This is a genomic window from Shewanella sp. BJSY2023SW007 (assembly GCF_047314525.1).
GTDB classification, from domain to species: Bacteria; Pseudomonadota; Gammaproteobacteria; order Enterobacterales; family Shewanellaceae; genus Shewanella; species Shewanella chilikensis.
In genome coordinates, this window is the sequence record NZ_JBKORL010000041.1 from 21,930 (window position 1) to 34,740 (window position 12,811).

At 54.8% G+C, this 12,811-nt stretch carries 11 protein-coding genes; 1 reads left to right on the forward strand and 10 read right to left on the reverse strand.

Features of this window, described 5'->3' with window-relative positions; genetic code table 11:
• The first annotated feature begins 211 nt into the window (after positions 1-211).
• Positions 212-514: a hypothetical protein gene (locus ACMHXE_RS07545; RefSeq protein ID WP_373296845.1), complete on the forward strand. Its 303-nt coding sequence runs from the start codon at positions 212-214 to the stop codon at positions 512-514.
• A 31-nt stretch (positions 515-545) separates the two neighbouring features.
• Here ACMHXE_RS07545 and ACMHXE_RS07550 read toward each other — a convergent pair whose 3' ends face one another.
• The 10 genes from ACMHXE_RS07550 to leuA all read right to left on the reverse strand — a co-directional run bounded on the left by ACMHXE_RS07550 (position 546) and on the right by leuA (position 12,672).
• Positions 546-2,126, reverse strand: coding sequence for a nicotinate phosphoribosyltransferase (locus ACMHXE_RS07550; RefSeq protein ID WP_101056261.1), 1,581 nt, complete (start codon positions 2,124-2,126; stop codon positions 546-548).
• Between the two features lie 12 nt (positions 2,127-2,138).
• Positions 2,139-3,005, reverse strand: coding sequence for a ribose-phosphate diphosphokinase (gene prs / locus ACMHXE_RS07555; RefSeq protein WP_157822682.1), 867 nt, complete (start codon positions 3,003-3,005; stop codon positions 2,139-2,141).
• A 152-nt stretch (positions 3,006-3,157) separates the two neighbouring features.
• Positions 3,158-3,871, reverse strand: coding sequence for an NUDIX hydrolase (locus ACMHXE_RS07560; RefSeq protein WP_101056259.1), 714 nt, complete (start codon positions 3,869-3,871; stop codon positions 3,158-3,160).
• A gap of 89 nt (positions 3,872-3,960) precedes the next feature.
• Positions 3,961-5,466 (reverse strand): glycerol kinase GlpK, encoded by a 1,506-nt coding sequence (glpK, locus tag ACMHXE_RS07565; protein WP_101056258.1) that lies wholly within the window; start codon positions 5,464-5,466, stop codon positions 3,961-3,963.
• A 26-nt stretch (positions 5,467-5,492) separates the two neighbouring features.
• Positions 5,493-5,963 (reverse strand): nuclear transport factor 2 family protein, encoded by a 471-nt coding sequence (locus ACMHXE_RS07570; protein ID WP_101056257.1) that lies wholly within the window; start codon positions 5,961-5,963, stop codon positions 5,493-5,495.
• A gap of 178 nt (positions 5,964-6,141) precedes the next feature.
• On the reverse strand, positions 6,142-7,488 hold the full coding sequence (locus tag ACMHXE_RS07575) for an outer membrane protein transport protein (protein ID WP_413731875.1): 1,347 nt from the start codon (positions 7,486-7,488) through the stop codon (positions 6,142-6,144).
• Positions 7,489-7,996: 508 nt separating this feature from the next.
• Positions 7,997-8,602 (reverse strand): 3-isopropylmalate dehydratase small subunit, encoded by a 606-nt coding sequence (leuD, locus tag ACMHXE_RS07580; protein ID WP_101056255.1) that lies wholly within the window; start codon positions 8,600-8,602, stop codon positions 7,997-7,999.
• A gap of 1 nt (position 8,603) precedes the next feature.
• Entirely contained in the window at positions 8,604-10,013 is a 1,410-nt protein-coding gene (gene leuC, locus ACMHXE_RS07585) for a 3-isopropylmalate dehydratase large subunit (RefSeq protein ID WP_165564337.1), read from the reverse strand.
• A complete protein-coding gene (leuB, locus tag ACMHXE_RS07590; protein WP_413731878.1) occupies positions 10,013-11,107 on the reverse strand; it encodes a 3-isopropylmalate dehydrogenase in 1,095 nt (364 codons plus the stop codon). The genes leuC and leuB overlap by 1 nt, the downstream gene beginning before the upstream one ends.
• Positions 11,104-12,672 carry a 2-isopropylmalate synthase gene (gene leuA / locus ACMHXE_RS07595; RefSeq protein ID WP_226684854.1) on the reverse strand — a complete coding sequence of 523 codons (1,569 nt, stop codon included), beginning with the start codon at positions 12,670-12,672 and terminating at the stop codon, positions 11,104-11,106. Before leuA ends, leuB begins: the two co-directional genes overlap by 4 nt.
• Positions 12,673-12,811 lie beyond the last annotated feature (139 nt).

Here is a 12,811-nt window from a genome sequence, read left to right on the forward strand (position 1 = left end):
GTTTGTCACCCTTATAACCTAACGCTGTCAGGTCATGCAGCGAACCGCTATTGTGAATACAAAGAAGCAATTTATTCTTACCCCAAAAACCCAAGGAACCAGAAAGAACAATAACAGTCTAAATTTTAAACACTCCTGGCCGATAAAAGGATATGAGGCTTACAGGCAATGCGGTGTTCAACTGGAAAAACATCGTAAAATCAGGGGGGACATCATGGGATTGGACAGCATTTACGCCATGTTGGCACGCCCGGTCAAAGCGGTATTTCAGCCCAAACGCGAAGTGGAGCAGGTCAAAACCAGCTCCGCCATAGCGCCCGACAGCCACGAAGCCCCGCAATCGCAACTGCCTCCCGAGATAGACAAACGTGAAAAAGTCGCTGATCGCCGCAAAGAGCAGAAAGGCTTTGCCCGCGAGCGGCGTAAACATAACCGCCGCCAGGAAGATGAAAAAAGGGATGAGTCCAGGGCGCAAGAAGAAGGCAAGGGTAAGATCATAGATATCGATGTCTGACCTTGCCTATGAATGTCATTGAATCAAGGCTTCACAGCTGCGCCGCCACCCGCTGGCGTATCTCGGCCAAATTGGTTTCACGAAGCAGTTTGCCATCCTCATAAACGGTTTGCAGCAGCCCCTGGGCTTCTTCAGTCACCGAAACATCGTCTCGCAGCACCAGCTCACCGTCTTGCATAACCACTTGCAGTAGCCCCTTGGCAGAACGCTTTTGGCTATCAGTCTTGGGTGCCTTGAAAATCGCCAGCGGCTCGCCGTCTTTTATCACGTGGGTCGCCTTGACTGCCGAGCCATGGGTATCTCGGGTGACATATTGATAGCTGTATGAGCCAATCCCCAGCACGACTTTGGAAGCAAAACCTTTATCCATCAAACGCTGCAGTATTTGTCGTTGACGCTCGAGCGTGATGGCATCGCCATAAATGGCACCCACATGGTTATCCAATAGCTTGTAACCCTTGTCAGTCAAGGTGCCGCCAAAAATCTCCCACAGGCACTCTATAAGCCCCTTCACCTCGCAGGCCATCAGGGTTTGGCGCTGCAGACCGATAAACTCACCATGCCAACTTATCGCCTCATAACCGTTATCGGCCGCCTTTTGCAATGCTTCATCCAGGCCGCATTCGCGGATAAGTGATTCAGGCGCCAGCTTATAACCGCTGAGAATTGTCACAGGGTCGCCGGAGTCGGGGCGGATCACCAGGGTGCCGTCACGCTCGAGGATCTCCTGCTTGAGTTCAGGTAAGTATTGAGTCACCAGAGTCCAGAAATCCCAGGTATCGGACACCACACTGAGGATCCCCTTGGGAGACTGGGTCTGCATCAGATAACGGAAGAAGGCGATCTCCCCTTCGAGGATCCAGGAACAGGTCACCGAGTGCTCGGTGGCATCCACTGAGGCGCCGACCAACTCCTTATCGACATCGGCACCATAGTACTTCTCGGCAAACAGCACCGCCGGAATGGTGTCGGTTCCAACAAAGCCGCTGGCCAAATGGCCAAAACCACTCATGGCAGCGGCCTGCTTACCGAACATGCCGCGAAAACTGAAGTCATGCCCCTGAAACGCTACCATCTCGGCGGGCAGGCCTGTCTTGTCGGCGAACTCTTTAAAGGTGCGCAGGTAAGCAACGGCCGTGGTGGCACTGGTTTGTATCGGCCAGTTTTCACAACTGAGCACGGTTTCTATCATGTTGGTCAACCAGGGGAAATCCGGATGGGTGTTGACTATAGTCAACGGCGGCACCAGATAAGGCACCAGAGTCCCCTCTTCCAGCGCCTTGATCCTCAGCGGTAAATACCCAAGGTCGTGGAGTTTTTCCAGGTAAGAGACATCGACACTGTACCCCAGCATGGCACTGAGAATGCGCTTGTGGGCGGCCACGGCCTGCGCCTTGGGCTGACGAAAGAAGCTGTCCCACTCCTCCATTAAATAGCTCTTGATAAAATACTGCAGTCCAACAAAGGCAACCTTGTCATTGTCCATTATGTTGGCATTGCGACCGCTGCGGGAAGTGAAGTTGGCATACACCTCGGTCACCTGAGGATGATAGGCGCGACCATGAAACTCTTTGTAGACATCCTTCTGCATTGAGGGGGCGATGATACTCATAATAAACTCCTTTTATTCAAACAGTTTCAAGGTGTGCAGCTCAACAATTTGCGACTCAAACGGATGCAATGGGCACACTGAATCTGTGGTAAACACGGCATCAATCAAACCTTCCAGCGGCTCTATTCCGCGAGAAAATAGGCCATGGGTCACATAGAGTCCCACTCGGGCGGCGCCTTTTTGTTTCAAAAGCCGCGCCAGCTCGATAAAGGTTCTGCCACCATCGCAAATATCATCCAGGATCAGCAGACTGCGGCCAGCAACATCGGCGTTCAACTCGGATGCCAATATGGCGCCCGTCGCCGGATCCCGGCGTTTATTGGCCTGAAAGACTTCGGCCTCAATCCCAGCGGCACTCAGCGCATCGGCAACCTTGGCAATCTTGTGGCTGGCACCCTTATCAGGCGCAAGCAGTGCCGCCTGGTGGGTTTGCAGCCACTGCTTCAGCTGCGCAAACTGACAAACCAACTGCGCCTGATGTACCTGCTCGGCCTCAAGCAGTTGCTCACTGACCGCCGAGTGCAGATCCCAGCAGCGGATCTGGCTGAAGCCGGCATTTCGCAGCAACCCCGTCATCACGGCGGCGGAAAAAGCCTCACCGGCGACGCAAACCCTGTCTTGGCGGGCATAGGGGAAATAGGGAAGTTGCAGTGAAACCTGAATGCCGGGGGCGGCGCGGTCCAAAGCATCTTTGATCAGCAGCAGCTGCATGATGGCATCACTGCTCTGCAACCTGGCACAGATAATCGCGCTCTGTACCTGTTGTCCATCAAAACCTGCCAGACGCACATGCTGCTCACCACCGGCAAACTGCCATTGCTCAACAGTCAACGCCTGTCTGGTCGCATCTTTGTTTACTAGCTCAATACTGATATCCATATCGCTCACCATTAAGTGTCTTATTGACACTTAATCTAAAACAGCTAGTTAGAGCAGTCAAGTTTATTTTGAGTCAAAAGGACACTTATATAAAAAGAAAAATTAAAACAATGGATAAGACAGTGGTAAACCAAAGAAGCTCAAATGACGTTTCAAGCTTCCAGGTTGCGTACAAAGCGATAATCGGCGGCTTCAGGCAATACCCGGTAGAGCTGGGGTGGGCGACCGACTTCGACCCGGCCCTCTCCACAGGGGGCGAGCACGCCGGCCTGCTCGATTCGCCGCCGGAAAGATTTCTTCTGCAGTGGCTTACCCAGAATAGCCTCGTGCACTCGCTGCAATTCGGCCAGGGTAAACAATTCCGGCAAGGCAAAAGCCGCCACCAGGCTGTAAAGCGCCTTTTGGCGTAAGCGCTCCTGTGCCAAGGTTATGATATCGGCGTGATCAAAGGCCAAGTGTTCGGGCAGCGACTGCAAGCTGAACCAGCGGCTCTCTTCAGAACCTTCCATGACGGGCTCAAGATGGGGCATCAACGCATAATAGCTGATGGTGACCGACCAGCCTCTGGGATCCCGGCGGCCATTGCCTATACTCTGTAACTGCTCCAGGTAGGGTGGCACTATGCCGGTCTTTTGCTTAAGTTTGCGCTTGGCCGAAGCATCGATATCCTGATCCTGCTGCAGATCAATAAAACCTCCCGGCAATGCCCACATCCCTTTGCAGGGAAACCCGGAACGCTTGACCAAGAGCACACACAATTGCCCTTCTCGTACACAGAGCAGCACGCTGTCGACACTGGTCAGCGGCAGCGGGTAGTCATGGATATTGTATTGCGCCAGATATTCGGCTTCGGTCGTCACTGTCATGGCGGGCTCACTTTGGTGTCTTTGGGGCACTATTCTGAGTCACTATTCAATGGGAGACAATAACAGCCGACAAGAAACCGCCCGGCACATCACAGTTCCTCGGTTTCATGCCAGTGGCGACAACGGTCCACCGCCTTCTGCCAACCGCGGTAATAAAGCTCCCGCCGTCCTTCATCCATGGCCGGCTCGAAGCAACGTTCAACATCGCTCCGGTGAGAAAGCGCTTCCACCGAGTCCCAGAAACCACAGGCAAGACCGGCCAAAAATGCCGCTCCCATGGCGGTAGTTTCGGTCAAGGCCGGCCGCAGTACCTGAGTATCTGTGATATCGGCCTGGAACTGCATCAGGAAGTCGTTACTCACGGCGCCGCCATCCACCCTCAGCTGCTTGAGTGCAACAGCGCTGTCTTTACTCATGGCATCCAGCAGATCCCGGCTCTGATAGGCGATGGATTCCAGCGCCGCACGTATGATGTGGTTGCGGTTTACGCCGCGGGTCAATCCTTGCAAAGAGCCGCGGGCGTTGGCGTCCCAGTAAGGGGCTCCCAGCCCGACAAATGCCGGCACCAGATAAACCCCATTGGTATCTTCTACCTTGGAGGCAAAGTACTCTGTGTCCTGGGCATCACGAATAAGCCCCAACTCGTCCCTCAGCCACTGTATGGTCGCGCCGCCCATAAATACCGAGCCTTCCAGCGCGTATTGCACCTCGCCCTTGGGGCCTACAGCCACGGTTGTCAGCAACCCATGCTCTGAGCGCACCGCCTTGTCACCTGTGTTCATCAGCAAAAAGCAACCTGTGCCATAGGTATTCTTGGCCATGCCGGGTTCGACGCACAGCTGGCCGAACAGCGCCGCCTGCTGATCCCCGGCCATGCCGGCGATAAGAATTTCACTGCCCTCACCGGCAATCCGGGTTGTGCCATAAACAGCCATCGACGGCTTGACCTCGGGCAACAACGAAGCTGGGATGTCCAGCGCCTGTAACAGGGTCTGATCCCAGCATTGTTTGTGGATGTTGTAGAGCATGGTGCGCGACGCATTGGTGGGGTCGGTCACATGTACCTTGCCCTCGGTCAGCTTCCATACCAGCCAGCTGTCGATAGTGCCAAAGAGCAACTCGCCTCTTTCGGCCCGCTCGCGGGCACCCTCGACATTATCCAGCAGCCACTTAATCTTGGTGGCCGAAAAATAGGGATCCAGTAACAAACCTGTATTGTCGCGGACATAGTCCTCCAGCCCCTCGGCCTTGAGCTGCTCACAGATCTCCTTGCTACGCCGGCACTGCCAAACAATGGCGTTGGCAATCGGCTTACCTGTGAGCTTATCCCAGATGACAGTGGTTTCCCGCTGATTGGTAATGCCGATGGCCGCCACTTCGTCACTGTGGATCCCGGCGCGGGCAATAACCTCTATCAGTGTCGAACTCTGGGATGCCCAGATTTCCATGGGATCATGCTCGACCCAACCCGGTTGCGGGTAGTGCTGACTGAACTCTCGCTGGGAGACGGCCACGATATTGGCCTGCTGATCGAAAATAATCGCCCGTGAGCTGGTAGTACCCTGATCCAGGGCAATAATATATTTCTTTTGCACGTGAAAGCTTTCTTGGGTTGGCTGAATTAATTTTGTTGCCAAGGCTGATCGCCCCGGGGTAAGCCGATTTCCGCTTCGGGAATATCACACTCCTGCGCCGGGTAATACCAAACGGCGGCAATCTTATCGCCCCTCAAGCTATAAACGCCCATATTACATTGGCTATTTTGCTCGCCATCCTGCTGCCAGCTGACCTTTTCCAGGGTGCTGACATAGTTACCCGAGCTCAGCGAGCCAAGAATACTGGCCTTGGCCCCCGGCAAAGTTTGAAAATAGTCGGTCATAGCCGCGCCCAATTCCGCATGCCCGGAAGCCTGTCTGTCGACCTTGGTGATGCTGACATTAAACCAAGTCACCTCTTCCGTGGTTTGCGCCAACATCAGCTCAATCTTTTGCTCATTGAAACCTTGAATAAACATACTGACAGGATCTGACTCAGCCAAACTCGGCATTGAAATCAGTGAGATAGCACTGGCAAACAGAAGTGGATATTTCATGGGCTTATTATTCTTTTGTTGGCAATAGCATGAATATAAGCCCTGAGACCGGTCACGCCAAGTATAAAACAGCCTTAGGTCTAACCTTGGTGACCATCAAGCCGGTCTGGCCTACCTGACAGATATGAAAAAGCCCCGCTCGGCGGGGCTCTTGTCTCATTCCTTGGCTGGAATGGTATTACATCTTGTAGGTCACTTGCAGACCCGCCAACCAGACGTGGCCGCTGGCATCGCCCTGGAAGGCAACCTGAGCCAGGCCCATCAGCTCCTGAGTCTCGTTGATAGGGGCATCACCGTGGGCGTGGATATAGGTCAGCCCCAGATCCACTGTCAGGTTCTTGCTGGGCGCATAACCGGCACCGACACTGAACCAGAGACGGTCGGTATCTGGAATAGTGATGGTACGGTATTCATCGTCAACCGCAGTCTTATCCAAGGCCACACCGGCACGCAGCAACCATGCGTTGTTCAACTGGTAGCTGGTACCCAGAGCAAAGCGCCAGTTGTCTTTGAAGTTTTCTTCCTTAACCAGATCGGATTCCAGGCCACCGACCGGCTTCTGCTCGCCGGGGAAATACGCCACCAGCTTGTTGAACACGCTCCAGTCGGTCCAGTTGATGCTGGCGTGCATCGCCCAGTTGTCAGTCAACTGATGGTAAGAAGCCAGCTCGGCAAATGCCGGCAGCTCCAATGGCAAGTAGCCTTCAACCTCGGCAGTACCGCCTGTATACACCAGGCCGCGCGCCTGACCATCCAGATCCAGCTCAACGTGGCTGTGATAGGCGATGCCCAAACGGTGATTAGCATTGATCTGCCAGCTGGCACCCACTTGCCATCCATAACCGAAATCATCACCTTCCAGATGCTTAAGCTCAGTGCCGGCAGCAGGCAGACGCGAAGTCACCTCTGCAGTCAAGCCAGGGATAGCACGAACACCTTCAATCCAGCCGGGAACCGAAGCACCGATTTCACCGTCACCATATACGCCGCGCAGACCGGCACCTACAGTGAAACGCTCATCAATACGGTAAGCGATATTGGTATTCAGCTCTACTGTGGTAATGGCTGTCTTGTTACCAAAAATAGAGGCGGCATGAGCGGCCGGCAGTTCGGTAGACAGACCATAGTTGGAGTTCAGAGCCAGGCCCCAGGTCCAGCTGTCGTTGAGCTGGTTGGAGTAATAGAAGTTAGGTACTGCAGCATTATCGGCCACATCGAGCGCATCAGCATTCATTGTGATAGGTTGCGGCAGCAAAGGCGATGCCAGCGAAACCCGCCCCGTGGCGTCAACGTCCGGCATCACATAGATGGCACCGGCAGAGATCTGTCGACCTTCAAGATAGCTGAGCATGGCAGGGTTACGCCCCTGAACCGCTGGGTTATCGGCCATGGCCGCTTCACCGGCGAAGGCACGTCCAAGTCCGGTTGCGGAAGATTCCGCCAGTTGGAAACCCGCCGCTTGTACCTGAGTCGTTGCACCCACAAAGCTGGCCGCAATGGCGACAGCAATAAGTTGTTTCTTCATTGTTATTCTCTGCCTATTCATTTAGCAATTTCTAAATAGAGTAATCACTCCATTTTGTTGCGGCGCAGTTTACTAACACAGGATATCTTTGCAAGCAGAAGGCAAAAAACAGAGTAAAACACCACAAAAATCACCACTCAAAGACAGAAAGGTGACCAAAATCACTTTAAAAGTGCTTAAAACAGAGAGTAAATGGCATTAACGTTTGCTGAAAAGGATTAAAAAAACACAACAAAGTCATTATAAATTATTGAAAAATAACACACTTAAAATAAAAACCCATAAAAACACTTGTTCACTTAATTTAAACCAGACAAACAGCATAAATCACTAAGTATTCAAAGCTCTAGTCTGCCGCCCTATAGATAAAACAATCAAATGGTTGTTTTTAAATGACAAATTCTAGTTTAAGACGGTCAACATACTTGTTTGGAACACAAGAGAGCAGCCCAGTTACCAAGCCACTGGTCTGCTCTCGTACAAGCGTACGCTGAAACAACAGGCAGGATTAGGCACGCCAGCCCGGTAGCCCGGCTTCATAATCGGCGATGGCCTGCTCATGGGACAGAGTCAAGCCGATGGCATCCAGTCCATTGAGCAGCTTATGACGGGCAGATTCTGCCAGTTGAAATGCAAAGCGTTTCCCGGAGGGTGAAACAACCTGGCACTGCTGCAGGTCGACCTTGATTTCACTGCCTTCGGTCGCCGCCACCTCCTCAAACAACTGCTGCACCTCAGCGGCCTCAAGGATCACCGGCAATAAGCCATTATTGATGGCGTTGCCGTAAAAGATATCGGCAAAGCTGGGCGCAATAATCACCCGCAAACCATAGTCGGCCAGGGCCCAAGGCGCGTGTTCACGGCTGGAACCACAACCGAAGTTTTCCCGCGCCAGTAAAATAGAGGCTCGCTGATATCTGGGCTGGTTCATCACAAAGGCAGGATCCGGCTGCTCACCGGCATCATCCAGATAGCGCCAGTCGTGAAAGAGATGGACACCGAAGCCATCCTTGGTGACCTTGGACAGAAACTGTTTGGGGATGATCTGATCCGTATCCACATTGGCGCTATCCAATGGCACCGCAATTCCCTGATGAATAGTAAAAGCCTGCATTTTATTTCTCCTGGCCTGCGTAGCGGATATCGACAAAGTGACCGGCAATGGCTGCGGCGGCGGCCATGGCAGGACTCACCAGATGAGTACGACTGCCGCGCCCCTGCCGCCCCTCAAAGTTGCGGTTACTGGTTGAGGCGCAGCGATCGCCGCTTTCCAGGCGATCATCATTCATCGCCAGGCACATGGAGCAGCCCGGCAAGCGCCACTCAAACCCGGCCTCGACAAATAGTTTATCCAGCCCTTCGGCTTCGGCCTGAGCCTTTACTTGTCCCGAACCAGGCACCACTATGGCGGTCACGCCGTCAGCCACCCGCCGACCGCGGATCTGCGCCGCGGCGCTGCGCAGATCTTCGATACGTGAATTGGTGCATGAACCGATAAAGACCTTGTTGATGGCCACATCCGTCATCAGGGTACCCGGCGTCAACCCTATGTAATTCAGCGCCTTTTCCATACTGCCGCGCACTGTGGCATCGGTTTCATCGGCGGGGTTGGGCACAGGTTTGTCTATGGCCACCACCTGGCCAGGATTAGTGCCCCAGGTCAGTTGCGGCGCGATTTCACTGCCTTCCAACTCCACATAGGCATCGAATACGGCATCTTCATCGGACTTGAGCATCTGCCAGGCTGCCAGGGCAGCATCCCAATCGGCGCCCTTGGGCGCAAACTGACGCCCCTCAAGATAGGCAAACGTGATTTCATCCGGCGCGACCATGCCCGCCTTGGCCCCCATCTCAATCGCCATGTTACACAGCGTCATGCGCCCTTCCATCGACAGGGCGCGAATCGCATCACCGCAAAACTCCACCACATAGCCGGTGCCGCCATCCATGCCTATCTTGCCGATAATCGCCAGCACCACATCCTTGGCGGTAATGCCTTCACCCAGTTGCCCCTTGACCTCGACTCTCATGGTCTTGGCCTTGAGTTGCCGCAGCGTTTGGGTGGCCAGCACATGCTCTACCTCCGAGGTGCCAATACCGAAGGCCAGCGCGCCAAAGGCGCCGTGGGTAGCGGTATGGGAATCGCCACAGACAATAACCGTACCCGGCAGGGTAATGCCCAGCTCAGGCCCCATCACATGCACTATGCCCTGATTGGGGTGGTGAATGTCATACAGACGCACACCAAATTCGCGACAGTTCTGCGCCAGGGTTTCAACCTGAGTGCGCGCCATGGGGCTCAAGGCGTCCAGACTGGCGCTCTTGGTCGAGGTGTTGTGATCCATGGTGGCAAAGGTCTTGTCCGGTGCCCGAAGTTGGCGCCCGGCCATCTTCAGGCCACTAAAGGCCTGGGGTGATGTCACTTCGTGCACCAGATGACGGTCGACGTAAATAATCGGCGCTTCTCCCGCCGGCGTCGCCACCAGGTGGGCATCCCACACCTTTTCATACAATGTCTTGCCCATTACACCCCCTCCCGAATCGCATTGGCGATATAGTCGCCCATCTCTGCCGTGGTCTTGGCATTATCCCGCTGCTCCGGCGCCAGCAACTCACAGGTAAAGAAGCCATCTACCAGCGCCTTGCCTACGGCGCGCTCTATCGCTGCCGCCGCCTCTTCCTGCTGCAGGCTGTGGCGCAACATCAAGGCCGCCGACAAGATCTGCGCTACCGGGTTGGCAATCCCCATGCCGGCAATATCCGGGGCACTGCCACCGGCCGGTTCATAGAGACCAAAACCACTGCTGTTGATGGAAGCCGATGACAACAGCCCCATGGAGCCGGTCAACATGGCGATTTCATCGGAAAGTATGTCGCCGAACAGGTTGGAGCACAGCATCACATCAAAATCCCAGGGACGACGCAGCAATTGCATGGTGGCGTTGTCGATATAAATATGTTCCAGTTCTACATCCGGATACTCGCTCGCGACCTGCTCGACCACTTCACGCCAAAGTACCGAGCAAGCCAGCACGTTGGCCTTGTCGACCGAAGTTACTTTGCCGCGGCGGCCGCGAGCGGCCTCGAAGGCGATATGGGCGATACGGCGGATCTCGGCGCGGCTGTATCTCATGGTGTCAAACGCCTCTTCGCTCTCGCCCTCCCCTTGACGCCCCTTGGGTTTGCCAAAGTAGATACCGCCTGTCAGTTCACGCACGCACAGCACATCAAACCCTTTGGCCGAGATGTCGGCGCGCAGCGGCGACAGATGTTCCAGCCCCTGATGTAACTTGGCCGGTCTGAGGTTACTGAATAAACCGAAATGGCCCCTCAGTGGCAACAGCGCGCCGCGCTCGGGCTGTTCATTGGGAGGCAGTTTTTCCCATTTGGGGCCGCCGACCGAGCCGAACAGAATCGCATCTGCCGCTTCACAGCCAGCCAGGGTCGATGCCGGCAACGGGCAGCCATGGTTATCTATCGCTATGCCGCCGACATCATATTCGGCGTACTCCATTGCCAGACCAAAGCGTTGCTCTACCGCCGTCAGCACCTTACGGGCCTGGGCCATGACTTCCGGGCCTATGCCGTCGCCGGCCAATACCGCTATCTGATAACTCATACGCCACCCAACTCCTTTCTCTGTTGTATTTTCTGTTTATGATCCGCCACCTGGTCGGCGCGCTGAATAAGGTTCATCACATGCACCAGGGCCGCGGCCGAAGCCTCGACCACATCGGTAGCCAAGCCGACACCGTGGAAATTGCGCCCCTGATACTGAGCCGTGATATCCACCTGCCCCAGCGCATTCTGGCCTTCGCCTTTGGCGCTCAACTTATAGCTGCAGATATCTACGCTCTGGCCGCTGGCACGGGCTATCGCCTTATAGGCGGCATCCACAGGGCCATTGCCGGTGGCGGCTTCGGTCACTAGCTCACCGGCGGCTTCAATACGTACAGTGGCGGTGGCCATGCCCTCGGTAGAGTCGGATTGCACCACCAGCTGCTGCAACTGGAAGTGGTCGTCGGCCGCCGCTCGGCCCTCCATATACACCAAGGCTTCCAGGTCATAGTCGAACACCTGGCCCTTCTTGTCGGCCAGTTTCAGGAAGGCGTCGTACAGTTGATCCAATGAATAATCCTGCTCTGAATAACCCATCTGCTCCATTCGATACTTGATCACATGGCGACCGGAGCGTGAGGTCATATTCAGGTGATTGCGATTCAGGCCTATGCTCTCAGGCGTCATGATTTCATAGGTGTTCTGCGCCTTTAACATGCCGTCCTGATGGATACCGGATGAATGGGTAAAGGCATTGGCGCCCACTATCGCCTTGTTGGCCTGAATCGGCATATTGCATAACTGGCTCACCATGGAGGAGGTGCGGTGAATTTCCTGAGCCTTGATGCCTGTCTCCAGCCCCAGGATGTCTTTGCGGGTCGCCAGGATCATGGCGATCTCTTCCAGTGAACAGTTCCCGGCCCGTTCACCTATGCCGTTGATTGTACACTCAATCTGCCGGGCCCCCTGTTGCACCGCCATGATGGAGTTGGCGACCGACAATCCCAAATCGTCGTGGCAGTGCACAGAGATCACTGCCTGATCGATATTGGGCACCCGGTTGAACAGGGTTTGAATAATGCCGCCGAACTCGCTGGGAATGGTATAGCCCACTGTGTCCGGAATATTGATGGTGCGGGCACCGGCTTCGATGGCCGCCTCAACCATGCGACACAGATTATCTATCGGAGTCCGGCCGGCGTCTTCGCAGGAAAACTCCACATCATCGGTAAAGCGCCTGGCATACTTCACCGCCCCTACCGCCATCTCCAGCACCTGGTCGAAGGAGCGCTTCAGCTTGCTCTGCACATGGATATTTGAGGTTGAAATAAAGGTATGAATGCGGAACTGATCCGCGACCGACAAGGCCTGGGCCGCAGCGTCGATATCTTTCTCCAGTGCCCGCGACAGGGCGCAGACCCGACTGTTTTTGATGGTACGTGCTATGGTCTGTACCGACTCAAAGTCGCCGGGAGAGGAAACCGGGAACCCCACCTCCATGATGTCGACCCCCAGGCGCTCGAGAGCCATGGCTATCTGCAGTTTTTCTTTCACTGTCAGGCTGGCTGCCAGCGCCTGCTCGCCGTCCCGTAAGGTGGTATCGAAAATAAACACTCTGTCAGACATCTGGATTCTCCATTCAGGGGGTTCGATTGATTTTTCCCGTGCCAGAAACAAAAAACCCCGCGGTTTCTGGCGCGGGGTTTTGAGTTCTGGCTTGCTAATCGACGTGCAAGTCTAGCTCCTCCGCGCAGGGACTGCGAGA

What these genes read in the sequence shown, in the direction of transcription:
- ACMHXE_RS07575 (WP_413731875.1), bottom strand. Translation starts at nt 7,488, where the DNA reads ATGAAGAAACAACTTATTGCTGTCGCCATTGCGGCCAGCTTTGTGGGT.
- leuC (WP_165564337.1), bottom strand. Translation starts at nt 10,013, where the DNA reads ATGGGCAAGACATTGTATGAAAAGGTGTGGGATGCCCACCTGGTGGCG.
- leuB (WP_413731878.1), bottom strand. Translation starts at nt 11,107, where the DNA reads ATGAGTTATCAGATAGCGGTATTGGCCGGCGACGGCATAGGCCCGGAA.
- prs (WP_157822682.1), bottom strand. Translation starts at nt 3,005, where the DNA reads ATGGATATCAGTATTGAGCTAGTAAACAAAGATGCGACCAGACAGGCG.
- ACMHXE_RS07570 (WP_101056257.1), bottom strand. Translation starts at nt 5,963, where the DNA reads ATGAAATATCCACTTCTGTTTGCCAGTGCTATCTCACTGATTTCAATG.
- ACMHXE_RS07560 (WP_101056259.1), bottom strand. Translation starts at nt 3,871, where the DNA reads ATGACAGTGACGACCGAAGCCGAATATCTGGCGCAATACAATATCCAT.
- leuD (WP_101056255.1), bottom strand. Translation starts at nt 8,602, where the DNA reads ATGCAGGCTTTTACTATTCATCAGGGAATTGCGGTGCCATTGGATAGC.
- ACMHXE_RS07550 (WP_101056261.1), bottom strand. Translation starts at nt 2,126, where the DNA reads ATGAGTATCATCGCCCCCTCAATGCAGAAGGATGTCTACAAAGAGTTT.
- leuA (WP_226684854.1), bottom strand. Translation starts at nt 12,672, where the DNA reads ATGTCTGACAGAGTGTTTATTTTCGATACCACCTTACGGGACGGCGAG.